The organism is Paenibacillus sp. SEL3 (genome assembly GCF_054602585.1).
In genome coordinates this window covers 1,025,510-1,050,362 of record NZ_CM137725.1, presented here as the reverse complement: position 1 = coordinate 1,050,362, position 24,853 = coordinate 1,025,510, and the positions used below count along the sequence as shown (strand labels likewise).

24 protein-coding genes are annotated in these 24,853 nt (G+C 46.6%); 19 read left to right on the top strand and 5 right to left on the bottom strand.

What is annotated here, in order from left to right; genetic code table 11:
- The first annotated feature begins 352 nt into the window (after positions 1 to 352).
- The 3 genes from ACYCS5_RS04960 (at position 353) to crcB (ACYCS5_RS04950) (ending at position 2,503) form a co-directional block, all read left to right on the top strand.
- Entirely contained in the window at positions 353 to 1,663 is a 1,311-nt protein-coding gene (locus tag ACYCS5_RS04960; RefSeq protein ID WP_029515734.1) for a replication-associated recombination protein A, read from the top strand.
- 85 nt (positions 1,664 to 1,748) lie between these two features.
- On the top strand, positions 1,749 to 2,150 hold the full coding sequence (gene crcB, locus ACYCS5_RS04955) for a fluoride efflux transporter CrcB (RefSeq protein ID WP_459760909.1): 402 nt from the start codon (positions 1,749 to 1,751) through the stop codon (positions 2,148 to 2,150).
- A complete protein-coding gene (gene crcB, locus ACYCS5_RS04950) occupies positions 2,147 to 2,503 on the top strand; it encodes a fluoride efflux transporter CrcB (protein WP_029515732.1) in 357 nt (118 codons plus the stop codon). The genes crcB (ACYCS5_RS04955) and crcB (ACYCS5_RS04950) overlap by 4 nt, the downstream gene beginning before the upstream one ends.
- Positions 2,504 to 2,617: 114 nt before the next feature.
- Here crcB (ACYCS5_RS04950) and ACYCS5_RS04945 read toward each other — a convergent pair whose 3' ends face one another.
- Entirely contained in the window at positions 2,618 to 3,448 is an 831-nt protein-coding gene (locus tag ACYCS5_RS04945; protein ID WP_165149671.1) for a PPK2 family polyphosphate kinase, read from the bottom strand.
- Between the two features lie 99 nt (positions 3,449 to 3,547).
- Between ACYCS5_RS04945 and ACYCS5_RS04940 the strand changes: the two genes are divergently transcribed.
- Positions 3,548 to 4,012: a DinB family protein gene (locus ACYCS5_RS04940; RefSeq protein ID WP_069012468.1), complete on the top strand. Its 465-nt coding sequence runs from the start codon at positions 3,548 to 3,550 to the stop codon at positions 4,010 to 4,012.
- Between the two features lie 90 nt (positions 4,013 to 4,102).
- Here the strand turns inward: ACYCS5_RS04940 and mnmA are convergent, their stop codons facing one another.
- Positions 4,103 to 5,224: a tRNA 2-thiouridine(34) synthase MnmA gene (gene mnmA / locus ACYCS5_RS04935; RefSeq protein ID WP_029515730.1), complete on the bottom strand. Its 1,122-nt coding sequence runs from the start codon at positions 5,222 to 5,224 to the stop codon at positions 4,103 to 4,105.
- Between the two features lie 304 nt (positions 5,225 to 5,528).
- Here mnmA and cymR point away from each other — a divergent pair, with 304 nt between their 5' ends.
- From cymR to ACYCS5_RS04915, 4 genes are all read left to right on the top strand, one after another.
- Positions 5,529 to 5,948, top strand: coding sequence for a cysteine metabolism transcriptional regulator CymR (gene cymR / locus ACYCS5_RS04930; protein ID WP_013311532.1), 420 nt, complete (start codon positions 5,529 to 5,531; stop codon positions 5,946 to 5,948).
- 10 nt (positions 5,949 to 5,958) lie between these two features.
- A complete protein-coding gene (locus ACYCS5_RS04925) occupies positions 5,959 to 7,110 on the top strand; it encodes a cysteine desulfurase family protein (protein WP_029515729.1) in 1,152 nt (383 codons plus the stop codon).
- A 136-nt stretch (positions 7,111 to 7,246) separates the two neighbouring features.
- Positions 7,247 to 7,768 carry a PRC-barrel domain-containing protein gene (locus ACYCS5_RS04920; protein WP_029515728.1) on the top strand — a complete coding sequence of 174 codons (522 nt, stop codon included), beginning with the start codon at positions 7,247 to 7,249 and terminating at the stop codon, positions 7,766 to 7,768.
- Positions 7,769 to 7,778: 10 nt separating this feature from the next.
- The gene (locus ACYCS5_RS04915) at positions 7,779 to 7,991 is read left to right on the top strand and encodes a hypothetical protein (protein WP_013311529.1); all 213 of its coding nucleotides are present in this window, start codon (positions 7,779 to 7,781) and stop codon (positions 7,989 to 7,991) included.
- Positions 7,992 to 8,156: 165 nt separating this feature from the next.
- On the opposite strand, the gene ACYCS5_RS04910 is transcribed toward ACYCS5_RS04915, so the two are convergent.
- Positions 8,157 to 10,130 (bottom strand): methyl-accepting chemotaxis protein, encoded by a 1,974-nt coding sequence (locus ACYCS5_RS04910; RefSeq protein ID WP_029515727.1) that lies wholly within the window; start codon positions 10,128 to 10,130, stop codon positions 8,157 to 8,159.
- 211 nt (positions 10,131 to 10,341) lie between these two features.
- On the opposite strand from ACYCS5_RS04910, the gene ACYCS5_RS04905 reads away from it, so the two are divergent.
- Positions 10,342 to 11,409 carry an AI-2E family transporter gene (locus ACYCS5_RS04905; protein ID WP_342425141.1) on the top strand — a complete coding sequence of 356 codons (1,068 nt, stop codon included), beginning with the start codon at positions 10,342 to 10,344 and terminating at the stop codon, positions 11,407 to 11,409.
- 81 nt (positions 11,410 to 11,490) lie between these two features.
- On the opposite strand, the gene ACYCS5_RS04900 is transcribed toward ACYCS5_RS04905, so the two are convergent.
- A complete protein-coding gene (locus ACYCS5_RS04900) occupies positions 11,491 to 11,673 on the bottom strand; it encodes a hypothetical protein (RefSeq protein WP_142657862.1) in 183 nt (60 codons plus the stop codon).
- A gap of 87 nt (positions 11,674 to 11,760) precedes the next feature.
- Between ACYCS5_RS04900 and alaS the strand changes: the two genes are divergently transcribed.
- The 10 genes from alaS to ACYCS5_RS04850 all read left to right on the top strand — a co-directional run bounded on the left by alaS (position 11,761) and on the right by ACYCS5_RS04850 (position 23,635).
- Positions 11,761 to 14,394: an alanine--tRNA ligase gene (alaS, locus tag ACYCS5_RS04895; RefSeq protein ID WP_459760908.1), complete on the top strand. Its 2,634-nt coding sequence runs from the start codon at positions 11,761 to 11,763 to the stop codon at positions 14,392 to 14,394.
- 136 nt (positions 14,395 to 14,530) lie between these two features.
- A complete protein-coding gene (locus ACYCS5_RS04890; protein ID WP_007431624.1) occupies positions 14,531 to 14,791 on the top strand; it encodes an IreB family regulatory phosphoprotein in 261 nt (86 codons plus the stop codon).
- 9 nt (positions 14,792 to 14,800) lie between these two features.
- A complete protein-coding gene (ruvX, locus tag ACYCS5_RS04885) occupies positions 14,801 to 15,217 on the top strand; it encodes a Holliday junction resolvase RuvX (protein WP_014282932.1) in 417 nt (138 codons plus the stop codon).
- A 13-nt stretch (positions 15,218 to 15,230) separates the two neighbouring features.
- Positions 15,231 to 15,533 (top strand): DUF1292 domain-containing protein, encoded by a 303-nt coding sequence (locus ACYCS5_RS04880; protein ID WP_013311523.1) that lies wholly within the window; start codon positions 15,231 to 15,233, stop codon positions 15,531 to 15,533.
- Entirely contained in the window at positions 15,530 to 15,835 is a 306-nt protein-coding gene (locus ACYCS5_RS04875) for a DUF1292 domain-containing protein (RefSeq protein ID WP_013311522.1), read from the top strand. Before ACYCS5_RS04880 ends, ACYCS5_RS04875 begins: the two co-directional genes overlap by 4 nt.
- Positions 15,836 to 15,929: 94 nt before the next feature.
- Positions 15,930 to 16,958, top strand: a complete 1,029-nt coding sequence (gene mltG / locus ACYCS5_RS04870) for an endolytic transglycosylase MltG (RefSeq protein WP_459760907.1) — start codon at positions 15,930 to 15,932, stop codon at positions 16,956 to 16,958.
- Between the two features lie 11 nt (positions 16,959 to 16,969).
- Positions 16,970 to 17,899 (top strand): peptidase U32 family protein, encoded by a 930-nt coding sequence (locus ACYCS5_RS04865; RefSeq protein ID WP_459760906.1) that lies wholly within the window; start codon positions 16,970 to 16,972, stop codon positions 17,897 to 17,899.
- 32 nt (positions 17,900 to 17,931) lie between these two features.
- Complete coding sequence (locus ACYCS5_RS04860; RefSeq protein ID WP_069012471.1) at positions 17,932 to 19,263, top strand: peptidase U32 family protein; 1,332 nt, start codon at positions 17,932 to 17,934, stop codon at positions 19,261 to 19,263.
- A 223-nt stretch (positions 19,264 to 19,486) separates the two neighbouring features.
- Positions 19,487 to 21,733, top strand: a complete 2,247-nt coding sequence (locus tag ACYCS5_RS04855; RefSeq protein WP_459760905.1) for a methyl-accepting chemotaxis protein — start codon at positions 19,487 to 19,489, stop codon at positions 21,731 to 21,733.
- A gap of 126 nt (positions 21,734 to 21,859) precedes the next feature.
- Positions 21,860 to 23,635, top strand: a complete 1,776-nt coding sequence (locus ACYCS5_RS04850; protein WP_459760904.1) for a peptidoglycan D,D-transpeptidase FtsI family protein — start codon at positions 21,860 to 21,862, stop codon at positions 23,633 to 23,635.
- Here ACYCS5_RS04850 and ACYCS5_RS04845 read toward each other — a convergent pair.
- A complete protein-coding gene (locus tag ACYCS5_RS04845; protein WP_069012474.1) occupies positions 23,623 to 24,777 on the bottom strand; it encodes an AI-2E family transporter in 1,155 nt (384 codons plus the stop codon). The two genes, ACYCS5_RS04850 and ACYCS5_RS04845, sit on opposite strands and share 13 nt — an antisense overlap.
- Positions 24,778 to 24,853: the final 76 nt, after the last annotated feature.

The following is a 24,853-nucleotide window of genomic DNA, read 5'->3' as shown; positions in this document are numbered from 1 at the left end:
AAAGCGTTGTAAAGTACCGCCTGAGTTGTTGTATTCCTTTTTGTTTACTGTTTATCTTAGTGATGGAAATTATGAAATCATGCCAGTCGAAGAACAGCCACGAAATCATCTTTCGTCTAAGGCTGTTCTTTCTTTTTTATGGGCGACTGACTTGAAGACCTACAGCTGTGCCATGACCATGCTATCTGCAACTTGTTAACGGATATGGTAGAATAAGAGTCGGTTTACACCGTATCAGAATTATAGATGACTTGAATTTTCATATTTTTCAACCGTATGAGCGAACCTAATATAGTATGTTTTTAAAGATAAAAAAAAGTGTTCGTTCATAAATCATAAGGAAGTGAAAGAAATGGACTTATTTTCATATTCCCAAGAGTCAACGCCAAGCAATCGGTTGCTTGCGGATCGCTTGCGTCCGACTTCACTGGATGAATATATTGGACAGGAGCATGTTGTGGGTCCAGGTAAGCTGCTGCGAAGAGCCATAGAGGCAGATCAGGTTTCTTCAATTTTGTTGTACGGACCACCGGGATGCGGCAAAACAACGCTGGCACATATCATCTCGCAACACACGCAAGGCGATTTTGTACGTCTGAATGCTGTAGAAGCATCTGTGAAAGACGTAAGAGAAGTCATTGACCTTGCACAGACGAATAAATCGATGTATGGCAAAAAAACCATTCTGTTTCTCGATGAGGTACATCGTTTTAACAGTTCACGTCAGGATGCACTGCTACCCGCGGTGGAAAAGGGCACGATCGTGTTTATTGGCGCCACGACTGAAAATCCCTTTCACTACGTCAACGGCGCTTTGATGAGCCGTTCTACGTTGTTCCAGCTTGAAGCGTTAACGCAGGAACATTCGCTGGCTGCTATGCGCCGCGCCTTAAGCGATGCGGACAAAGGGCTTGGCTACATGCAGCTCCAGGTCGATGAAGCTGCACTGGCTCACATCGCTTCCATGGCGAACGGCGATATCCGCCGCGCTTTAAACGCGCTGGAACTGGCGGCGCTCACAACGCCTCCGCTGGCAGACGGCACGATTCACGTGACACTGGAAGTCGCTGAGGAATCCATTCGCCGCCCGATTGTCAAAGCAGATGAATCCACGCAGTATGATGTGTTGTCGGCCTTCCACAAAAGCATTCGCGGCTCCAGCGATGCCGCGCTGTTCTGGTTCCTGTACGCCGTAGAAAAACTCGGTATGGACCCGATGACCTTTATCCGCCGCCTCATCGCGGCAAGCAGCGAGGACATTGGTCTGGCGAACCCGCAGGCAATGGTGCAAGCGGTGAGTGCGCTTGAAGCCTATCGCAATAACGGCTGGCCCGAGGCCAAGCTGAACATTGCACAGGCTATTTTGTTCGCTGTGGAAAGCCCCAAATCGAATGCTGTATATACGGCGATTTCACGGGCCATGTTGGCTATGGACGATATCAAATCGGCTGAGGTGCCACTCCATTTGCGTGACGCACACTACAAAGGCTCGGAAAAGCTCGGTCATGTAGGCTACCAATATCCACATAATTATCCGAATCATTATGTGAAGCAGCAATATTTGCCCGATGCGATAGCAGACCAAACCTTCTATCAGGCTACTGAGCAGGGGAATGAGTCAAAAATCAGGCAAAACCAGCGCTGGCGGGATTCACAGTCTTAATATATGTGCGACTTAATATACAGAGTGTGTACGATATCGTCACGTTACGCCATGATCGTGCAAGTGCGAAGAAGGGGATAAAAAAATGAAAGACATGTTATTCGTTGCCGCGGGCGGAGCGCTTGGAACCTCTACCCGTTATGGCCTGCAATCGCTGCTGCCTGCGGCGGGTGCGGATTTTCCACTTGGTGTGCTGCTAATTAATTGGATCGGCTGCCTGTTTCTTGGTTGGTTCTTTACGGTAACCTTGCGATCATGGCGGAGCAAGCCGCGATTGCGACTTGCCATCGGAACAGGCTTTACAGGGGGCTTTACCACCTTTTCCACTTTTGCAGTGGATGCTGTACGCCTCACAGTTCACGATCGTATGCTGACGGCTGTGTTGTACCTCCTGCTAAGCGTAGGCGGAGGGCTATTTTTGACATGGACAGGTATCCGTCTAGGTACAAAAATGACGCAGGCTGCTCCGAAGGAGGAACGCTTATGATCTGGTGGGCGGCGGCAGGCGGGATTATGGGTACACTGGCGAGATACGGGCTTGGTATGTGGGCCGGCAAGAGGTTGGGTACCGTATTCCCGTGGGGGACGTGGATCATTAACGTCAGCGGTTCATTGCTGCTAGGCTGGCTCTATGGTGAGTTTACGCAACACCAGTTGTCTCCTGCACTCTGGATGCTGTTAGGAACAGGTTTTTGTGGCAGCTACACCACCTTTTCCACATTCGGCTATGAATCTCTTCAACTGATGGAGCGCAAAGAATACCGACGCATGGCTACGTATGTACTTTCCTCTGTCGTGGTAGGAGTTGTAGCTGCGGCTATCGGGTACAGAGTCAGTTAAGCTTTATACATTTTCGAAATAACACGTAAAAATGCAATAAAAAGCTTCCAATCCCGACTCAAGGCATTCTCAGCCGTGATACGGTTTTGGAAGCTTAGTGCTGTACCTATACAGCTATTTTTTATCTCGTTCTTTGTACAATTCAGGTAAAAGGGATTCGAGTTCAGGTCTTGGATCAGGATCAGACAACTTCATTTCCTCCAGCGTTTGGACGGCAATCCGCAGCACAGTATAATCCCTATACCAACGGTTGTCTGAAGGAACGACATACCAAGGAGCTTGTTTGGTTGCGCTTAGCTCTAATACATCCTCATAATACTGGGTATATTGCTTCCAAAATTTCCGTTCCTGCAAATCACTTGGATCGAGTTTCCAGTTTTTGTGAGGCTTTTCAATTCGGTCGATCAGCTTTTCTAACTGAAATTGCTTTGAAATATGTAAAAAGATTTTAACCACCTTTACACCATTATCCAGCAACAACTGTTCAAAATGCTTGATATGCTTAATATTCCGTTTGGCCTGCTTATCGGATATCTGTCCGTGAACACGTGTAATTAGCACATCTTCATAATAAGAACGGTTAAATGCTGCAATATATCCACGTCCTGGGGTAACGCTATGAGCACGCCACAAGAAATCATGACTTAATTCCTCAGCCGTAGGTGATTTGAAGCTGTGGACTGTCACCCCCGCCGGATTCAGATTAGAAAATACTTGTTTGATGACGCCATCTTTGCCGCTGCAATCCATGCCCTGAAATATAAACAAAACGGATTGTTTTTTCTCTGTAAATAATTTGCTTTGTAATTCCGTGAAGCGTTCCTTCAATTGATCTGTTTCCTGTCGGATTTCTTCTTTATTTTTGATATTATTTGTATCCTTAGGGTCCCATTCTTTCAAAGAAACTTTTTTACCTGGTGTCAGCATTCCTAATGAATCAGACATAAAGGCACGCTCCTTTTCAATTGAAGTATGATCTTGTTTACATCATATACCCAAATGAGGATGTTATCAAAAGTTACTTACCTTAAAGGAGGAATTCAATTGGCGACGATAGCTGAGATTTCTGAAGATTTAGAAAAATGGACTGTATTTCTTACAGCTTTATCTCCATACTCAGATGAGCTACTTCGTAAACCCATAGTGGGTACATGGTCAATACAAGATATGATCAGTCATATTATGGGGTGGGACAAAAGCTTCACTAAGACACTCATACAGATTATCAATGAGGAACAAATTACGCTCCAAGAACATCCTGATGTACAAGCGTTTAACGATTCGTCCGTTGCATTCGGCAGAAATATGAAACCACATGATTTGTTAAATGAAGCTATTGCAGAGCGTAGGCGAATGATTGTGAAGCTCAAGATGGTTTCAGAATCAATGTTTATCCGTCAATTTCCTAATAGCTCATACACCATGGGAAATTTTTTGCAAGAAATGTTTGTCCAGCATGACAGACATCATAAAGAGCAGATTATGAATTCTTTACAAGCCATGAACTAAAATAAACTTTCATAAAAAAAAGTCGCCCCTTCCAAATCTGGAGAGACGACTTTTTTAATTCCTGCTATATCCATGCAAAATGGCTTTCATTTAAACCGTTTCAGGCTGAAGTTTTTCAACCTTATCAATGGTTCCTCCACCCAGACAGCGTTCCCCGTCGTAAAATACAACAGCTTGTCCAGGCGTAATGGCCTTTTGATGTACATCGAATATGACATGCACGGTCCCATCCGCAAGCCATTGTAAAGTTACTTGCTGATCAGGTTGGCGATAACGGAATTTGGCTGTGCAACGGAATTCGCCGGTCGGACGAGTATCTGCGCCTTCAATCCAGTTCACATCTGTTGCAATCAGGCTGGTAGAATACAGGCTGTGGTGACGATCACCCTGTACCACATACAGAATATTCTTCTCCAGATCCTTATCCGCTACGAACCACGGTTCGCCTGAACCCGAGCCGCCAATGCCCAAGCCTTGCCGTTGACCCAGTGTATAGTACATCAGACCATCGTGGCGTCCTTTGACTTCACCAGTAGCGATATCCACCATGTCTCCACCTTTTGCAGGTAGATATCCACTCAGAAACTCCTTGAAATTACGCTCGCCGATAAAACATACGCCTGTGCTGTCTTTCTTCTTGGCCGTATACAGTCCCGCAGCTTCCGCAATTTTACGCACTTCTGGTTTCGGCAGATGACCGATAGGGAACATGGTTCGGGATAGCTGCTTTTGGCTTAACGCATTCAGGAAATAAGTTTGATCCTTGTTGCTGTCCACGCCTCGCAGCAAAGTAAAGTGGCCGTCTTCTTCCACAACCCGTGCATAATGTCCAGTAGCAACATAATCTGCTCCCAAATCCAGCGCTTTATTTAGAAACTCGCCGAATTTAATTTCACGGTTACACATGACATCCGGGTTGGGTGTGCGTCCAGCTTTATATTCATCAAGAAAATAAGAGAATACTTTATCGAAGTATTCTTTTTCAAAATTGACGGTATAGTAAGGAATGTCGATCTGTTCGCAGACACGGCGCACATCCTCCGCATCCTCCTCAGCCGTACAACGGCCAAATTCATCCGTGTCATCCCAGTTTTTCATGAAGATGCCGATTACGTCATAGCCCTGCTCCTTCAGCAGCAGCGCAGTAACGGATGAGTCGACGCCACCGGACATCCCGACGACGACACGGGTTTCATGATTGGCTTTAGCCATGGTCATCACCCAATTCTTTCAATATAGTTGTAGAACCCACCTATTGTAACATAAACGATAATAAGATACGATGTTTGGACGATCAAACGACACGGCGAACGATGGAAGAAAGCTACATAAAACGGGCTAAAGCTGTTCCAAATCGCCCGAAAGCAACTTTTTTTAAGATTGTTACCGTAATGTTTCCCTTTACCTGCCCTAATATGTTAACATAAGCTGAGGGTTAGGATCGGAATAGAGAGGTTTACAGCACCAGTTATTCCGCGTGTTTAACGGAATTGTTACTATAAGTGAGGTGGCACAATTGAAAATATCAACGAAAGGCCGTTACGGCCTGACCATTATGATGGAACTTGCAGCCAGGTTTGGCGAAGGTCCAACTTCTTTGAAAAGTATTGCCGAAAAAAATCAGCTGTCAGAGCATTATCTGGAACAGCTCATTGCGCCTTTGCGTAATGCAGGTTTGGTAAAAAGTATCCGTGGTGCTTACGGCGGTTATATTTTGGCGAATGAACCGGCAGGAGTAACAGCGGGAGACATCATTCGTGTACTGGAAGGTCCGATTTCTCCGGTCGATTTCACGGAAGAAGACGATCCGGCAAAACGTCAGCTGTGGCTGCGAATTCGTGACAGCATCGCTGAAGTGTTGGATTCTACTACACTTAAGGACTTGATCACATACCAAGAACATGATGAATTGGATAATTACATGTTCTACATTTGAGGTGGATAACATGAACAGAATTTATCTGGATCATGCCGCATCGACTCCTATGCATCCTGAGGTTGCGCAGACTATGATGGACATCATGACTGGCCAATTCGGCAACGCTTCGAGCGTTCATGCCTTTGGCCGCGATGCCAAGCGCACCGTCAGCGCTGCTCGGGATGCCGTTGCGGCCTCTTTGGGCTGCAAGCCTGAAGAAATTATTTTTACGAGCGGAGGAACAGAAAGTGATAATCTGGCCCTGTTTGGGACGGCTACGGCAGACGGCCGTACTTCAGGGCATATGATTACAACTGCGGTTGAACATCATGCAGTGCTTCATGCTTGTGATGAGCTGGAAAAAGCGGGGTATGAGGTAACTTATGTCCCGGTCAACGGGTTTGGACGCGTGAACCCTGCGGATATCGAGGCTGCCATTCGACCAGATACTTTTTTGATCAGCATGATGTATGCCAACAATGAGGTGGGCGTCATTCAGCCGATCTCAGAAGTAGGGCAGATTGCGAGAGAACATGGAGTTGTATTCCATGTAGATGCGGTTCAAGCTTTCGGTCATATATCCATCGACTGCCGGAACCTCCCGATTGACTTACTGAGTGTGTCTGGTCATAAGATTAACGGACCGCAAGGGGTTGGGGCATTGTATATCCGCCAAGGTACACGCCTTCAGCCGCTAATGCATGGGGGACTTCAGGAAAAGAAACGCCGTGCCGGAACAGAAAATATCGCCGGTATTACGGGGCTGGCTAAAGCCGCAACTCTTGCTAATGCTTCCATTGAGGAGCGTGGGGCGCACGATACGGTTCTTCGCCAGACGTTGCTTAAAGGGTTGGAAGACACTCTGGGTAGCCAAAATTTTGTGATTAACGGTGACCCTGATCATTCTTTACCTAATGTTCTCAATGTTAGCTTTCCGGCCATTGGTACAGAGACCATGCTGATGAACCTTGATATGGAAGGAATCGCAGCAGCAAGCGGATCAGCCTGCACTTCCGGATCTTTAGAGCTATCGCATGTATTGCAGGCGATGGATCTTCCTGAAGATGTTTTACATTCAGCGATTCGGTTTAGCTTCGGTTTGGGTAATACTACGGAAGAAATGGAATACACGGCCAAGAAAATTGAAACCATATGGAAGCGGCTGCGTACTAGGTACTAGGGATTTCTCCGCATTTTAATAAGAAGGGAGGGGCGGTTTTTCCATTTCATTGCATGAACGGAAGCAAGGTCTGACAGGCATGTAGGAAAAGGACCGCACCTTCGTTCAGATTGCAGAATGAGGAGGTACCCTATATATGAAGCTTCAAGATATGATCGGACTTGCCGTTTTCGATGTGGAGGACGGGAAGCAGATTGGTAAAATACATGACTTTATGGTGACAGCGGATTGGCGAATCTCAGGGATCGAGTTGGAAGGAAAGGGACTTTTTTCTTCTCACGTAAAAATGGTTGCTTGGGATGACATCGTTGCTTACGGTGAGGATGCGATCATGATTCGCAATCAGCAGGCTGTGCGTAAAATGGAGGCCCATGATATACAACATACGTACTTGCTTGGGCCTTGTAAACTGAAGGATCTATCCGTGCTAACAGAGGAAGGGCTTATGCTCGGGCACATCTCGGATGTTTATTTTGACCAGGAAATGGGCAATAACATAATAGGCTTGGAAATCAGCGATGGTTTTGTATCGGATATTATAGAGGGGCGGAAATGGCTGCCCTGCACCGAAGAGATGTCCATCGGGGAAAATGCTGTTATGGTTCCCCCATTAAGCGAGCAGCGTCTGGAAAAAGCCATATATTCTGTTAATGGATAGGGTGAGTTTATTGAGATGTCCGAATTGTAATTCCAAAGATATCGGAAAAATTGGCTCCCATCAATTTTATTGCTGGGGATGCTTTATCGAACTTCAGGTGAATGGTGAAAAAATGTCTGTCTACCAAGTGGAAGAGGATGGAACGCTCAGTTCGCTGGACGACCTATTCTTTGGAGATGAGATGGCACAACAGGACTTGCCGCAAATTCACGCTTCTTCCTAAGCTGGACACCAAAAGTGGACAGGCTGCTTACTAAGAGGTGTGATCTACATACGGCTTAGTAGGTTGTATAACGCTTGATAAAAAACAACGAAGAGGGTGCCCCGTACGGCCAAAATGGCTGAGGGCACCCTCTTTTGTATACCGTTATTGTGAAGATTGTAAGTTCTACAATTTAAAGCGTTTGACCTCTTCCAATAGAAGATCTGCATGAGAATCGAGTTTGGCAGAAAGGTCAGCAATATTATTCATGGCATGACCTTGTTCTTGCACAGAGGAGGCCACTTCCTCTGTAGATGCTGCACTTTGCTCAGAAACAGCGACAACGCTGGAAATGACGTCGGAAATATGCCCGGCATTCACACGGAGATCATCTGCGGCAGCTGTAACGTCCTCAATTTGGGCAAGCATATGCTGAGAAGCGCCACGAATGGACTCAAACGCCTGTCTCGTTGCAATGGCAGCGTGCTCCTGTTCTACAGTTACAGCAAGAGCCCTCTTCATTTCCTCCGCGCTTTGTACTCCTGCAATCTTAATTTCTTCCAGCTTACTCATGATACTGTCACTGGAACTGCCCGCTTGCTCAGCCAGCTTTCTCACTTCTCCCGCGACGACGGCAAAACCTCGTCCGTGTTCCCCGGCCCGTGCTGCTTCGATGGATGCATTAAGGGCCAGCAGGTTTGTTTGTGCGGCGATATCATGGATGGCTCCGGCCAGCCGCTCAATATCCTGAGTTTTTAGCGTGAGTGAATCTACGGCTTCCCCTGCCGCAGTCGTCGTTTGTCTGGACTCGGCGGCCAGTTTCGCTTGACGTTCAGCTGTTTCATACCCTGCAAGCACGGCAGAATCTGTTTCGAATACGGCAGTTTGGGTCCGTTTGACACTTTCGCCAATCTGGTCGATGGAGCCTGTCATGTGAGTCAGCTTCTCAGAGCCGGAATATACAGCCTCAGCTTGGTCGCTCGCTCCTTGGGCAAGTTCCTGAACTGCGCTGGAGATTTGTGACGCGATGGTTCCAGTATCCTTAGCGTGCTGATGCATATCATGGGAAGCTGAGCTGACATCGCCTGCAGTATCTGATACCTTGCGCAACAGGTGAGAGAGATTATCAGACATGATATTAAAATCTGTACCCAGGCTGGCAATTTCATCTTTACCCTTAATGTCCACACGAGCTGTCATATCGCCTTCAGCTATACGTTTGACGTTCACTTGAAGCTTCCGAATTGGCTTGATAAAGTTGTTTGCCGCCCAGATTGCCAGCAGCATAGCAACGACCAAGATGATAGCAACGGTAATAATCAACTGATTACGAGTGGAGTAATACTCCTGAAAAGCAATATCTTTTGAAATGGACAATCCTACAATCCAGCCAGTGCTAGGCATCTTTTTAAAATAAAGCTGACGGTCACTGCCATTATAGGTATAGTCTGTTTTTCCCGAAGCTGTGCTCAGCAGGGCCGCAGTTGATGAGCCCAACTCGGGCGTATCCTTAAGGTTTTTACCGGCCAGCTTGCTGTCTGGGTGTGCGACCACAACTCCATTCTGGTCAATCAGAAATGCGTAGCCTAATCCGTTCAGGTTTATGTCTTTAATGATTTTTGTCATATCATTTAACATAATATCCTCGCTGACTACCCCGGTGATAGAGCCGTTGGAATCTTTGAGAGGTTTAGCAATAGAAATGGTGAAGTCATTGCTGCCTGCATCGGTGTAAGGTGAGGAATAATACATTTCTCCCTTGGTTTTGGCATCCTTGTACCACGGACGAGCGCGAGGATCATAACCAGCTTCAAACCAGCCAGATCCATCCCAGTAGGATCCATCTTCAAAGCCTGCGTAGATGTTGGAAATATTTTGATCTTTATAGTTTTCAAAAGCTGCTTTCAGAGATACGGTTTTGGCATCTGATGAAATATCACTCGATTCCAGACCTGCAGCCAGTGTCTCGATAATTTTGGCATTGCCGCTGGTCCATCCGTCGAGCTGATTGACGGTTTCGGTGGCTTTACTAGTCATAAGCTCTTGTATGTCACGGTTAGCCTGATTTTTGATACTTGTCATGCTAATAACGGATAAAGGCCCGGCTGCAACGATAACAATGCAAGTGAAAAGGAGAATAAGCTTGATTTTTAAGTTCATGTAATGACCCCCGATGTTTCAGAAATATGAAATCCTAAAATAGTGCTTTGTACTTATATCGTCAGATGGAATGACTTTGTTAATTATTTTTATCCGTTTTCATCATTTTTTTACAATGGTAATCGATGGAGCATTCCAGACTCGCGGGAAGGATTAAAGTAGAGGTACAGGCATATACTTAAAGAAGGCTAGTCCGGTAAGGGGGCACGAAATGGAGCAATTAACGAAAAGTAGACTGTTCCGGTACGGAATATGGACGCTGCTGGGACTTGTCATTCTATATTTTATCTGGCTGCTGCGACCTTTGTTTTTTCATTTGTATGAATTTCTGAAAACAATCATTGCTCCGTTTGCGGTAGCGATGATCATCTCCTATGTACTTAATCCTGTTGTCAATATGCTGGGCGGTCGCAAGGTGCCTCGAAGCGTAGCTGTGCTGCTCATCTATGCTGTATTTTTGGCCAGTCTCGTTGTGATTCTGATGAACCTGATTCCGATGTTTATTGAACAACTGGATGAGCTGAATGAGCATCTGCCTGAGCTGACCATGCATGCACAGGGATTAATGACGAATATGGATAGCGGCATTTTGCCCCAAGGGGTGCGAACGGGTATGAATCAATGGTTTTTCCAACTAGAGAATCGGATGGCAACCGGGATTTCTACCTTTATGGATAACATCGGCGGGATGATCAACATGCTGTTCAATGTATTCATTGTACCGTTCCTCATTTTTTATATTTTGAAAGATTTTGATGTGTTCGAGCGGACGATTGTGTCTTACCTCCCACGTTCTCGTCGTAAGGCGATTGTAACGGTACTTAAGGAAATTGATCAGGCGCTTGGCAACTATGTCAGGGGACAATTACTGGTATGCGTCATTATTGGCGTGCTGGCTTATCTCGGATATATGCTCATTGGCATGCCTTATGCGCTGTTGCTGGCAGGAGTGGTGGCGGTTTTTAACATCGTTCCATATTTGGGCCCCTTTTTGGGAGCCGCTCCGGCAGTAATCATGGCTTCTACAATATCCTTAAAAATGGTGCTTTTTGTCGTGGTCGTTAACACTTGTATTCAAGTGTTGGAAAGCAATGTCATTTCTCCCCAGGTGGTAGGACGAACGCTGCATCTGCATCCGATAGCCATTATTTTCGCTCTGCTAGTGGGTGGTGAAATTGCGGGAATTACCGGCTTGATTTTAGCGGTTCCCGTGATGGCGGTATTAAAGGTAGGACTTCAACATTTTTTTGCTTATTACGTGAAGCGGAAAACGATCTGATTTTGTCCTTACACCGTATGTATCTTGTCTGATATCGCGTTGACACGGCTAAATGACACGGATATACTGAATTGAGTATGTTTAAATGTGTTTATCCAGTAGGGAAAGCTCATTTCGAAGTGCGGGCTGAACCCGCCGGGATGCTCCCGTTACCAGTGAAAACAAGGCGATCGATCGTCCGTTAAGCAAATGTTGGTGTGCAGCTTGCGCATGGGCATTTCGTACAGAGGGGACGGCGTTAACCAGGGTGGTACCGCGATACAATCGTCCCTGATCCGTTCAGGGGCGTTTTTCTGTTTTTTTATGGCCTGTGCCAGGAACCAGTGACACCATAATTAGGAGGCTACTTATATGAAAGCTAGTGAAATCCGATCCAAATGGCTGGAGTTTTTTGAAAGCAAGGGACATGTGATTGAACCAAGCGCGCCGCTTGTTCCACATAAAGATCCTTCCCTGCTGTGGATTAATGCGGGTATGGCACCGCTTAAGCCTTATTTTGACGGACGTGTGAAGCCAGAAAATCCACGTATCGCCAATTCGCAAAAATGTATTCGGACGAACGATATTGAGAATGTCGGTAAAACGCGCCGCCATCACACCTTTTTCGAAATGCTCGGCAACTTTTCTATTGGCGACTATTTTAAGGAAGAAGTCATTACATGGGCATGGGAGTTTCTGACGGATCCAAAATGGATTGGTTTTGATCCGGAACGTCTGGCTGTAACTGTGTATCCTGAGGATGAGGAAGCGTACAAGCTGTGGAACGAAAAAGTTGGACTTCCTGCCGAACGTATCATCAAACTGGAAGATAACTTTTGGGATATCGGTGAAGGTCCTTGCGGACCTTGTACGGAAATCTTTTATGATCGTGGCGAAGCCTACGGTAGCGACATGACGGACCCTGAAATGTATCCGGGGGGAGAAAATGAGCGTTATCTGGAAGTGTGGAACCTCGTATTCTCACAATTCAACCATAACAAAGACGGTAGCTATACGCCGCTTCCAAACAAAAATATTGATACAGGGGCTGGATTGGAGCGTTTTGCATCCATTTTGCAAAATGTGGATTCCAACTTTGATACGGATATCTTCCAGCCACTAATTCAAAAAACAGCGGCGATGGCAGGAGTGAAATATAACGAAAATGTGGACAGTGATGTGGCTCTTAAGGTTATTGCTGACCATGTTCGCACCGTAGCTTTTGCAATTGGTGACGGTGTGCTGCCTTCTAATGAAGGACGCGGTTACGTGATCCGCCGTTTGCTGCGCCGGGCTGTGCGCTATGGCAAAATGCTGGGCATGAACCGTCCATTTATGTTTGAGCTGGTGGAAACCGTTGGGGATGTCATGGGTGTGTATTACCCTGAGGTAGTGGACAAGCGTGATTTCATCATCAAAGTGATCAAAACGGAAGAGGAACGCTTCCATGAAACACTGACAGATGGATTGGCAATTTTGTCCGATATCAGTGCTCAGGCGAAGGCAGAAGGTCGCAATGTCATTAGTGGAGCAGATGCCTTCAAACTGTATGATACGTACGGGTTCCCATTCGATCTCACAGAGGATTATGCAGACGAGCAGGGCTTGAAAGTAGACCGTGAAGGCTTTGATGAAGCGATGCAGGAACAACGCAAACGCGCCCGTGATGCACATCAGGACAGCGCCAGCATGAAGATTCAGGGCGGAGCTTTGTCCGATCTGGCGGTTAAAAGTGAATTTGTTGGATATAATGACCTCGTAACTGAGTCTAAAATTGTGGCGATTGTATATGAAGATGTACTGGTGGACACTGTTAGTGAAGGGCAGTCTTGCCAGGTCGTGCTGGATGTGACTCCTTTCTATGCCGAAAGCGGAGGACAAGTCAGTGACCAAGGCTTGCTGCGTGGAGGTATGGTAACCGCGAAGGTCGAAGGATTGTTTAAGGCGCCACAAGGTCAGCATGTGCATCAGGTTGTTGTAGAAGCTGGTGAGCTGAACGTTGGCGATACGGTGAAAGCTGAAGTTGATCAAGCTTCACGTGGAGAAATTGAGAAAAACCATACGGCTACGCATTTGCTTCACAAAGCGCTTAAAGAAGTGCTGGGTGACCATGTCAATCAGGCGGGTTCTTTGGTAGAGCCTGGGCGTCTGCGTTTTGATTTCTCCCATTTTGGAAGCATTACACCAGAAGAACTTGCGGATATTGAACTGCGTGTAAACCGTGCCATCTGGAGCCAACTGGACGTTAATATTGAACTGAAACCGATTGATGAAGCCAAGGCTCTCGGAGCAATGGCGCTGTTCGGTGAAAAATATGGAGATATCGTGCGGGTCGTTAAAGTAGGCGATTACAGCATTGAACTATGCGGTGGCTGTCATGTCAGCAATACTTCGCAAATTGGCTTGTTCAAGCTTGTCAGCGAGAGCGGCATTGGATCAGGTGTACGTCGTATTGAAGCGGTGACCGGACGTTTTGGTTTTGAATATATGGAAGGTCAATTAGAGCTGTTGAAGGTATCGGCTGGACTTGTAAAATCCAAGCTGTCTGAGGTACCAAAGCGTATCGAATCATTGCAGCAACAAATTAAAGACCTTAGCCGTGAAAATGAATCGCTGCAGAGCAAGCTGAGCGTTATTGAGGCAGGCCAGCTGACCGATCAGGTCGTGCAAGCAGGCGGGGTGCAGCTGCTGGCTGCGCGCGTGCAGGCTTCCAGCATGGACGCGTTGCGTGCGATTGCTGATGAACTGAAAGGGAAACTTCCGGCTGCTGTGCTGGTGCTCGGCGCTGCAATGGACGATAAAGTTAATTTTGTCGTAGCAGTTCCGGCAGAGCATACCAAGGCCGGACTTCATGCAGGCAAGCTCGTGAAAGAAATTGCTGCCGTATGCGGTGGCGGCGGTGGCGGACGACCTGACATGGCGCAAGCCGGTGGTAAGGATGCCAGCAAGCTGGATGAAGCACTTCAACGTGCGCATGAACTGGTGGCGGCAGCCTCACAAGGATAAAGTTCGATATTTTTTGCAGATTTTTGGGAAAAAACGGGCTTAGATATTTCCTTGTAGGGCTTTGCTTATGGTATGATGTAAAAGAATAAGCTGGCATAAACATGTACACATGTTTTGTGGAAGCGAGGTGTCAACAATGGATTCCATGGACAAAACGGTCAAATTTAATGTCAAGGCAGATGAAAAGGAAGCTTCTGCTCAGGAGATTTTGTTGACCGTATATGATGCGTTGGTAGAAAAAGAATACAATCCGATCAATCAAATCGTCGGCTATTTGCTATCCGGTGATCCGGCTTATGTGCCACGGCATAATAATGCCAGAAGCCTGGTACGTAAAAAAGAACGCGATGAGTTGATTGAAGAGTTGGTTCGTTTCTATCTTGCCAAGCATCGTTAGGAGACAGGCATGAAAGTAATGGGATTGGATTACGGGGATCGCCGAATTGGGGTCGCCGTAAGTGATGCCTTCGGCTGGACCGCCCAAGGATTGGAAGTCATAGAACGACGCGGTGACGACAGCGAGTTCGGTAAAATTGCAAATTTGGTTCGTGACAATGAGGTCGGCGAGGTTGTTGTTGGCTTGCCGAAAAACATGAACGGAACCGTGGGTCCACGCGGTGAGATTTGCATCGAGTTTGCGAACCGACTCAAGGAGTTACTGGGTTTACCCGTTCACCTTTGGGATGAACGGCTGACGACGCGTTCGGCGGAGCGTACGCTTCTGGAGGCCGACGTCAGCCGAAAAAAACGCAAGCAGGTGGTAGATAAACTGGCCGCAAGCCTGATCTTGCAAAACTATTTGGACGCACACAGTACAAGGTGAGGGGGATTTCGTAATGGCTGAAAATCAAGTGGGTATGGAAGAAGAGCCGGAAATTATTTATATTGCCGATGACGAGGGCAACGAGGAAGAGTTCGAGGTCATTATGAAGTTTGAGGTAGATGGTTCCGAAGCGAAGTACATGATGGTTGCGCCAGTGGACCCTGAAGCTGATGAGTCCGATGTGTACGCCTTCCGTTACGAGGAAGAAGGCGATGATATTAAATTGTTTGTGATCCAAGACGATGCCGAATGGGAAATCGTCGAAGAGACCTTTAATACATTCGTAGAAGAAGAGGAAGAGGAAGACGGGAAATGACGAGCTATTCACGTGAAGACCTGAGTTGGACCTCTGATTTGAAGGAAACGTTCGACGGCGATGTAGAGTTGCAGGATGAACAGGGCCATGCGATTCGCATGGAATTGGAAGCAGAGTTCAAGGTAGGGGAGCAACGGTACGCCGTATTGCGTAGACCCGGGGCTGCTGTTGGCGAACATGAACTTTACCATGTAAGCTCATCCACAGACGGCGAAATCTCTATCACCACCATTGAAGATGATGATGAGTGGGAAGATATTTCCGAACTGTACGATGAATGTACGTTGCCGGAAGAACTGTAAGTCTGGATAGCGATGAGATCAAACCTGAAAGGGCGGACCAGTCCGCCCTTTTTGGCTGTGAAGGAGTTGGGTGGATGTGAAGCGAAGGACGAGGATGTTTACGTTGTTGCTACTGCTTATCATTATAGCAGGATGGGTAGCCCTCTATATTTGGAATGCCATGCAGCCTGTTCAGCCCCAAACACAACCCGTTGCTTTTACGGTGGTGCAGGGAACAGGAACATCGGCAATCGCAGATACGCTGGAGCAAAAGGGACTTATACGTAATGCGCTCGTGTTTAAGGCTTATGTAAAATTCAAACAGCAAGGAAGCGCATTTCAGGCCGGAAAATATGAGGCGCAGCCTGGCGCAACCTTTGATCAGTTGATTACTAAGTTATCGGCTGGAGATGTTGTCAAAGAGGAAATGATTCGTTTTACAATCCCGGAAGGTTTTACGATTAGACAGATGGCTGATAAGCTGCAAAAGGAAGGACTGGCAGACCGGCAGCAATTTTTGCAGCTGGCCAACGATCCGTCCGCTTTTGACGTCGCGCTGGTGCGGGACATTCCAAAGCAGGCGGGGCTTCGCTATGCGCTGGAGGGCTACCTTTTCCCGGAAACCTATGAGCTGAAAAAGGGCAGCACGGCCAAAGATATGATACAGGTGATGCTAGAACAGACACAAAAGCGGTTGGAGACTGTTTCCGATCTGGATGCCAAGCTGAAACAGCGGGGTGAAACGCTGCATCAACTGCTGACGGTTGCTTCTTTGGTAGAGCGCGAGGTGGTTGTGGAAGATGAGCGGTCTGTAGTAGCTGGCGTCATTTATAACCGGCTCAAACAGGGTAAGAAGCTGGAAATTGATGCTACGGTTCAATATATGCTGGACAAGCAAAAAGAACGGCTGTATTACAAGGATTTGGCTGTGGAAAGCCCTTATAATACGTATTTGCATCTGGGACTTCCACCAGGGCCGATTGCAAGTCCCAGTCTGAACTCAGTGATAGCGGCTTTACAGCCGAAAGCTACAGATTATTTATTTTATGTGACCAAAAAAGACGGGACACATGAACATTTGTTTGCCAAAACGTATAAAGAACATTTGCATAACATTCAGGTAAGTAACCGTAAGACAAATTAGGAGGTGAGCCTATGGCTTACAAACCCGAACTACTGGCAACTGCCAGCTCTCCGGAGGATGCCCGCCATATGCTGGGGGCTGGAGCTACTGCATTACTTATTGGAGATGACCGCTTTGGAATGCGACTGCCGGGACATTTTACACCGGACCAAATCCGTGAAGTGGTAGAAGAAGCACGCAAGCATGCGGCGCAGGTATATGTATCTATGACGAATTTGATGACGAACGAGCTATTGCCGCTCCTTCCCGAATATGTGCAGACCCTAGCTGGATGCGGCATAGACGCCATTGAGTTTAATGATCCCGCAGTGCTTATGGCCGTGAAGGAGTATACCCCGCATCTGAAGCTGTTCTGGAACGGTGAGATGATCTCTACCAACTTCGCAACCGCCAACTATTGGGGTGAAAAGGGGGCTTCCCGGGTCATTTTGGCTCGTGAGCTGAGTATGGATGAAATTACCGAAATGATACCAAAGTTGAACATAGAAGCACAGGTTCAGGTACATGGCATGACTAATATTTATCACTCCAAGCGTAAGCTTGTTCAAAGTTATATGCTGCACCAGGGACGTAATGTAGAAGGGGATTTGGGTAGAGGACGCGGCTTGTTTCTGATTGAAGCAGAGCGGAAAGAAGAGAAGTTCCCTATTTACGAGGATATAAATGGGACACATATTATGAGTTCAGATGATTTTTGCATCATGGAGGACCTGCATATTCTAATGGAGGCGGGCGTGCATAGCTTTAAGATCGAGGGCTTATTGAAGCCTACGGCTTACAATGAGGCGGTTGTTCGTGCTTATCGTAAAGCAATAGATAGTTATACAGCCGACCCAGATGCTTACGCTTATGATGAAAGCTGGCTGGATGAAGTTCGCCGTCTTCAAGATCCTGAACGGGAACTTTCCTTCGGATTTTTCTATAAAGAGCAGGTTTATTAATTTTAATATGAATTTACAGAGGGGGGAACGTCATGGGGACGATAACCAAAGCGAGAAAATATATAGGTAAACGGAATCGTTTGGACAAGCCGGAGCTGTTGGCTCCTGCCGGAAATCTGGAAAAACTGAAGTTTGCCGTTCACTATGGCGCGGATGCTGTATATATTGGTGGACAAAAATATGGTCTGCGTTCTAACGCCGATAATTTCAGTTTTGAGGAAATGCGCGAAGGTGTAGAATTTGCGAACAAGTATGGTGCTAAAGTGCTTGTGGCCACCAATATCTATGCCCACAATGAAGATATTGCCGGAATTGAGGAGTACTTGCGCAATCTGTACGAGGCGGGAATTCATGCCGTTATCGTCGCTGATCCGGCTATTGTATCCGTGGCATTGCGCGCTGTTCCTGGATTGGAAGTGCATTTGAGCACACAGCAGTCCACGCTGAACTGGCAAGCGGTAAAGTTTTGGAAAAACGAGGGGTTACCGCGTGTGGTACTTGGACGTGAGACCAGTCTGGAGGAAATCGAAGAAATTAAAAAGCATGTGGACATCGAAATCGAGGCTTTTGTCCATGGTGCGATGTGCTCTTCATTTTCCGGCCGCTGCGTGTTGTCCAATCACTTTACAGACCGTGATTCCAATCGTGGGGGATGTTGTCAGTCTTGCCGCTGGAAATACGATCTGTTTGAGGATGCCCGCCCAGGTGAGGTTTGGATATCTGAAGAAGAGGCACAGGTTAGCAATGCACTGAAACAGTTCCAGCTCGGTGTTAACCAGCTTCCATTGTTTGAAGAGAGTGATAATGCTTTTTCTATGGGTTCCAAGGATCTATGTATGATTGAAAATGTCCCTGATCTGATTGATGTAGGTGTAGACAGTTTTAAAGTAGAGGGACGGATGAAGTCTATCCACTATGTGGCAACGGTCGTGAATGTCTATCGTCAAGCGATTGATTCCTATATGGCTGATCCTGAAAATTATGTGCTCAAACCAGAATGGATTGAAGAAATTAACAAGGCAGCTAATCGTCCGCTGAATACAGGGTTTTTCTACGATACACCGGATCATGAGGATCATATTTATGAGCCGGAAGAAAAGGCAGTCCCTTATGATTTTGCTGGACTAGTCATGGACTACGATGCCGCGAGTGGGATCGCAACTATTCAACAACGGAACCATTTTAAACCCGGTCATGAAATTGAATTTTTCGGTCCGAACGGAACATTCTTCAAACAAACGGTCGGAACGATCTGGGATGAGGAAGGCAACGAGTTGGATGCTGCTCGTCACCCGCTTCAACGAATTAGAATGAAGGTAGATCAGCCCGTATCGTATTTTGATATGATGCGTAAAAAGAAATAAATAAGCCTTAAGTCACAGGTGAAAGAATCAAAAGCCTCTCCTATCAGTTGGAGAGGCCTTTTTTTGAATAGTTTTCTAGGAAAAAAGTTTCACAAAATTTAGTCGATGCTCAAAGGAAAGCTACATTCCTTGTCGAATAGTTCCGATAGAAGTTATATAGATAATAGATACATAATGGATGACGTGGAATTAGAAACTAATTATATGGTGGTAGGTGAGAGGAATGGGTTTACGGAAAAAAGAGGGGAATACAGTAAAAAGGCAACCCAAGAAAACGGATCAAATGCAGGGTTTGAAAGGCAGTAAAGCAACGAATAAAGGGGAACAAACGGTTGCGATGTCTTCGAAGGTTGCGCCCTGGTTAGCTAAGGCGATTCGTAAGGGTACACACAATTTAAAGCGTTTACTTAAGCCAGAAAGGTACAGTAAAGATTTCATGCATTTGGTCAAAAACTATAATCCGATACGTTCGGTTGGAATGAAGTTGTTTCTGATCTTTTTTGCGGCAATTATGTTATTTGTGGTCAGCTTGGGGATGCTCTCATACTACAAGGCTAAAAGTACGATTGAGCAAAATGCAGCAACGGCTTATCAGCAGACCGTTCAGCAAACTTCAGAAAAGCTTGACATTATTCTAGAGCGCTTTCAAGACACATCGACACAGGTATTTTTTGATACTGAATTAAGTGATCAGTTGCAAAAGGCTGTAAAGCAAGATAAAAATCCCTTTGCATCTTTTGTTGCTATGGGCGAAGTAAACAAGAAATTAACGAATATTGCTTTTACGAATAAAGCGATTGATTCATTGTATTTGTACCCGGAAGAAACCAAGTTTGCTGCTATGGGCACTGGAACACAAAAAGATGTACGGCAGGAAGCATGGTTTAAGGATATTTTGAAAAACAAGGGAATTGTTTGGTTACCTACACAGGTGAATGACAATGGCAGCAAGACCTTTCGCCTAGCACGCTCCATGAACAGTATGTCTGGGTTGGGAGGGACTTACGTTCTGGTTATGGATTTAAAGTCCAGTGCGGTGGAGGACGAGTTGAAAGGTGTTAATTTGGGCTCAGGCAGTATGATTAGCCTTGTGACAGACAAGGGTGAGTTTGTAGGTTCTAACAATGAGAGCTTGGCAGGAGGAAAGACAAAGCTGGATTACGTTTCCAAGCTTGAAGGGATTGAAGGAAATCAAATTATGGAGCAGGTTGCAGATGGCAAAGAGCAAAATGTGCTTACAGTTCATAATACGCTGGGAACTTCCAAATGGATTCTCGTGGGTGTAGTACCTGTATCTGAGCTGGTGAGAGACGCTAAGGGGATTCTAACCACGACCTGGATATTTGCTGCAGTGGCTGCACTCATTGCATTGTTCATTGGCCTGTGGATCGTGCGCCTCGTGGCTCGTCCATTGACACACCTGAAGGATTTAATGGTCGAAGGCGCCAAAGGTAACATGCAAATTCGAACGAACTATAAGGCTGAGGATGAAATTGGGCAGTTGTCAGAAAGCTTTGATATCATGATGGAGCAAATTACATTGCTGGTAGAGCAGACGAATGCCTCAGCTCAGGAGGTTCTGAAAACAGCGACGGAACTAGGCGATGCCTCGAAGAAGACAGCCATTTCAGCCAAAGAAATAGCAGCAGCAACGGAAGAAATTGCTCATGGCGCCGCCAGTTTGGCAACAGAGGCCGAACGTGGCAGCGGACTAACCGGGAATATATCTCAGCAAATGGATACGGTTATGGCTTCCAATCATGAAATGAGTCTGGTCGCACAAGAAGTTGAACAATCCAGTGAACAAGGGACAGTTCAACTGAAAACTCTATTGAGCAAGACTAAGGTTACGGAAGAAACTACGCATGCTCTGGTAGGCAAAGTAGATGAACTGAAGAAGACAACTTCCGATGTCTTTAAGGTGCTGGACGTATTACAGGATATTGCTAAACAAACGAATATTCTATCACTGAATGCGACGATTGAAGCAGCACGAGCGGGGACGGCTGGGCGTGGTTTTATGGTGGTAGCTAATGAGGTTCGGCAGTTGGCTGAACAATCACGTCAAGCTATTCGCACAGCTACGGGTATTACTAATAACATCGTCAATGAGATGAATGAAACGGTACAGGCATTATCTGAGGTGTACCCGCTGTTCCGGGAGCAGATGGGAGCCGTGCAGGAAACAACGGACATTTTCCAATCGGTGCAGCAGCAAATGGGAGAGTTCGCGCTTCGGTTGGGAACGGTCACCGCCTCCATTCATCATCTGAGTGAATCACAGACCACATTGTCCGAGGCAATGACCAATGTAAGCGCGGTAGCTGAGCAATCCTCGGCCACTTCACAGGAAGTCGCTTCACTCAGCACTGAACAGGCCAATATTGGTAATCAACTGGTAGGTTTGTCGGATAAGCTGGAAGGAGTATCAGTGAACTTGAAGGAACAGCTTTCGCGGTTTACGGTGTAGATATAACTAAACCATGGGAATCAGGATTGTCACTGATCTCCGTGGTTAACCCATTCAACGTTAAAAGTTGAGTGGGTTTTCTTTTTCAACTACAGGACATACTACTGGAAAAAAGATGAAAGAAGGATGGGTGTGCCGAGGCGTGGTAGCAGTTTCATACGAAAACGTCGAATTGCATATATGGCCTTGGGGGTGATGGCGCTACTGCTGATTTTATTATTCCGACTGGCTTGGCTTCAGGGGACAGCGGGCATTCATATGTCCGTTTATGGGGGGCATTCGCTTAAGGAAATGTCAGCACGTCAGCGACAGGAGGGCATTTCTATCGACTCTGGACGTGGACAGTTTACGGACCGGCATGGGCGACCCTTGACTGGCGGAGTAGTATGGACGCCAGTACTTTTTCCCGATGTAGATGGCAAAGCGGCTTTACATGGCGAAGAACTGGCCGAGCTACTGCGTACGAATAAGAAGCAACTACTGACACGATGGAAAGGGCTGCAATCCCCGCTCATATGGCGAGATGGGCGCGGAGAGCCCGTACAAATCAATCCGCATGAAGCAGGCAAGCTGCTGAAGTTAGCCCCTTCGCTTATTGAGCTTGTACCTTATGCGAAACGTTACAGGGATTTGCCCAATGGCAGGCAATGGCTTGGCTTTTTGTATGAACGTGCCGACCGAGCGAGTGAACTGCCGATGGGGGCCGCCGGGCTGGAAAGAACGCTGGAGCCGCTACTGAGCGGCGTCGGTGAAACGTTCGTCTCCCGATTTGTAGATGCGCAGCGTCGTCCATTGGCTCATGTACCGCTGCGTGTCAGTGCTCCATCCAATGGTCACTATCCATTAAAGGTACAGACTACAATTGATCTACCTATACAGGAACAGATTGAAAAGCTGACGGAATCTAGTCATTTGGCAGAAGGGGCGGTGGTAGTGCTCGATGCAGGCAACGCGGATGTACTGGCGATGGTGTCTCGCCCTTTTTATAATCCCGGTCATGTTGATCCCCAGAAAAAAACAGACTGGTCTAATCGTGCACTTAAGGCGATAACGCCTGGTTCCATTTTTAAGTTGGTTACGGCTGCTGCTGCACTTGAATCAGGTGTTGTCCAACCGCAGGAACAATTCCATTGTCATGGAACTTATGGCAAGTACGGTTTGGCTTGCTGGAAAAAAGAAGGACACGGTACCCTGAACCTGGAGGAAGGGCTTGCCGTATCCTGTAATAGTGTGTTCGCTCATCTCGGCGAACGGCTTAATCCTGAGCAAATTCAGGCCACAGCCTCTGCACTGGGATTGGGCCGAACTGTGGGCTGGCAGGAGCGGAATCTTGCAGGACTACCTCAATTCAGACCGCTGGATCACGAAGAAAAGGGAGCCGTATTCGGCCACCATACGAACGCGTCTGATCCGGGCGTACGTGTACAGACAGCTATCGGCCAACGTGATGTGCTGGTGACGCCTCTCCAAGCTGCCAATCTCATCGTCACCTTGCTGCATGATGGTCAAGTACATGCACCACGCGTCGTCAAACGCATCAGTTATGCAGATGGTAGCACCTTACTGGAACTACCTACTCACGCTGCACCTTCACCTGAGGGTAGCCGCTTGATTCATACATCGACGGCTCGCACGCTTCGTGAAGCAATGGAAAAGGTTGTGACACAGGGGACTGGTGCCTCGTTGCGTAATAAATCATGGAATCTGGCCGGCAAATCAGGTACGGCCCAAGCTTTGAAGAACGGTCACCCCATCAATCACCAGTGGTTTATAGGGTATGGTCCGATAGAGCGGCCTCGTTATGCGGTCGCCGTCCTTGTGCAAAATGCTTCAACACATTCTGCAAATCAAGCTACAGCATTGTTTGGTCAAGTGATGGATCTGTTAGCTCAATCCTCCTGAGTACCACGAGTAGCTTCACGATCCTCCTCCTGTATTTTAACGATAAACGGAGGCTCGTCAAATTCCTCTGTCGGAAACCGAATCCATTGCTGCAGATAGCCTTGCTGCCACAATTCCTTGAGCAAAATGATCAGAATGGGGGATAGGATTAATCCGGCCAGTCCAAAGATGGACAACGATATAATGGCAAAGGAAAGCATCAGATAGGCAGATGAAACACCGATGGAATTACCAGTGATTTTAGGCTCTGCCAGCTGGCGGACGATCACCGTGACAGCCATGACAATAAGCAGGCCTACAGCCAGGCCGGTATTGCCTGTGATGAACAGATACACTGCCCACGGAATAAAAATAACAGGCACACCCAACAAGGGCAGGATATCAAACAAAGCTGCCACGAGCGCCAATGAGAGGGCATTATCCACTTGCAAAATGAGTAAACCTATAAATACGAGAACAAAGGTAATCCCTACCAGTAGAGCTTGAGCCTTGAGAAAAGCGGAGATAGCTTTAAGTACGTGATTTTTCAGAAAAAGATAAGCAGTTTTTAGTGTCTTGGGTGTTTTACTACGGGCAATGCTCTTCCAAAGATTAATTTCCATACTTAAAAAGAACGCTAAAATGATTGCAATGGCAAAGTTGCCCATAAAAACAGTGAAAGAACTGAGGAACTGTATGAAAAAGGATAAGCCTAGCTGTGCCCATTTCGTAGCAATGGTGGTGGCAGTCGCAAAATATTCATTCACACGTTCGGTAACACCCGGAGGTAAAGCAGCGATTTTATCTTGAGAAAGATGAAGATACCGCGTGAATTCCGCTTGGATAATCTGAGTATACTGTGGGAGGTTTTGCGCCACTTTCGTAAATTGCGTAACCAGAATCAGACCCAATCCGAAAAAAATAGCAAGTAAAAGGATAATAAACAGCAATACGGAGAGTGCGGAGGCAAAAGGTTTTTTCATTCCTTTTCGATGAAAATAACGGGCAGCAGGTTCAATGCACCAGAACACGACGAACGAAAGGAACACAGGTGCGGCAAGTTGATACAGTTTGCTGGATACGAACATAATTAAATACACGGTTAATACGATCAAACCGATATCAAAAACGGTACGCCAATATTTTTTGTACAATGGAAGCATATGTATACAACGACTCCTTTTAGATTTTTATTTATTGTACACTAAATTGGACCTCAATGCTGACCATATGCAATAG

Bases quoted from the DNA above. Each gene is read 5' to 3' on its own strand.
- ACYCS5_RS04960 (WP_029515734.1), top strand. From the start codon at position 353: ATGGACTTATTTTCATATTCCCAAGAGTCAACGCCAAGCAATCGGTTG.
- crcB (WP_459760909.1), top strand. From the start codon at position 1,749: ATGAAAGACATGTTATTCGTTGCCGCGGGCGGAGCGCTTGGAACCTCT.
- crcB (WP_029515732.1), top strand. From the start codon at position 2,147: ATGATCTGGTGGGCGGCGGCAGGCGGGATTATGGGTACACTGGCGAGA.
- ACYCS5_RS04945 (WP_165149671.1), bottom strand. From the start codon at position 3,448: ATGTCTGATTCATTAGGAATGCTGACACCAGGTAAAAAAGTTTCTTTG.
- mnmA (WP_029515730.1), bottom strand. From the start codon at position 5,224: ATGGCTAAAGCCAATCATGAAACCCGTGTCGTCGTCGGGATGTCCGGT.
- ACYCS5_RS04925 (WP_029515729.1), top strand. From the start codon at position 5,959: ATGAACAGAATTTATCTGGATCATGCCGCATCGACTCCTATGCATCCT.
- ACYCS5_RS04920 (WP_029515728.1), top strand. From the start codon at position 7,247: ATGAAGCTTCAAGATATGATCGGACTTGCCGTTTTCGATGTGGAGGAC.
- ACYCS5_RS04910 (WP_029515727.1), bottom strand. From the start codon at position 10,130: ATGAACTTAAAAATCAAGCTTATTCTCCTTTTCACTTGCATTGTTATC.
- ACYCS5_RS04905 (WP_342425141.1), top strand. From the start codon at position 10,342: ATGGAGCAATTAACGAAAAGTAGACTGTTCCGGTACGGAATATGGACG.
- alaS (WP_459760908.1), top strand. From the start codon at position 11,761: ATGAAAGCTAGTGAAATCCGATCCAAATGGCTGGAGTTTTTTGAAAGC.
- ACYCS5_RS04890 (WP_007431624.1), top strand. From the start codon at position 14,531: ATGGATTCCATGGACAAAACGGTCAAATTTAATGTCAAGGCAGATGAA.
- ruvX (WP_014282932.1), top strand. From the start codon at position 14,801: ATGAAAGTAATGGGATTGGATTACGGGGATCGCCGAATTGGGGTCGCC.
- ACYCS5_RS04880 (WP_013311523.1), top strand. From the start codon at position 15,231: ATGGCTGAAAATCAAGTGGGTATGGAAGAAGAGCCGGAAATTATTTAT.
- ACYCS5_RS04875 (WP_013311522.1), top strand. From the start codon at position 15,530: ATGACGAGCTATTCACGTGAAGACCTGAGTTGGACCTCTGATTTGAAG.
- mltG (WP_459760907.1), top strand. From the start codon at position 15,930: ATGTTTACGTTGTTGCTACTGCTTATCATTATAGCAGGATGGGTAGCC.
- ACYCS5_RS04865 (WP_459760906.1), top strand. From the start codon at position 16,970: ATGGCTTACAAACCCGAACTACTGGCAACTGCCAGCTCTCCGGAGGAT.
- ACYCS5_RS04860 (WP_069012471.1), top strand. From the start codon at position 17,932: ATGGGGACGATAACCAAAGCGAGAAAATATATAGGTAAACGGAATCGT.
- ACYCS5_RS04855 (WP_459760905.1), top strand. From the start codon at position 19,487: ATGGGTTTACGGAAAAAAGAGGGGAATACAGTAAAAAGGCAACCCAAG.
- ACYCS5_RS04850 (WP_459760904.1), top strand. From the start codon at position 21,860: ATGGGTGTGCCGAGGCGTGGTAGCAGTTTCATACGAAAACGTCGAATT.
- ACYCS5_RS04845 (WP_069012474.1), bottom strand. From the start codon at position 24,777: ATGCTTCCATTGTACAAAAAATATTGGCGTACCGTTTTTGATATCGGT.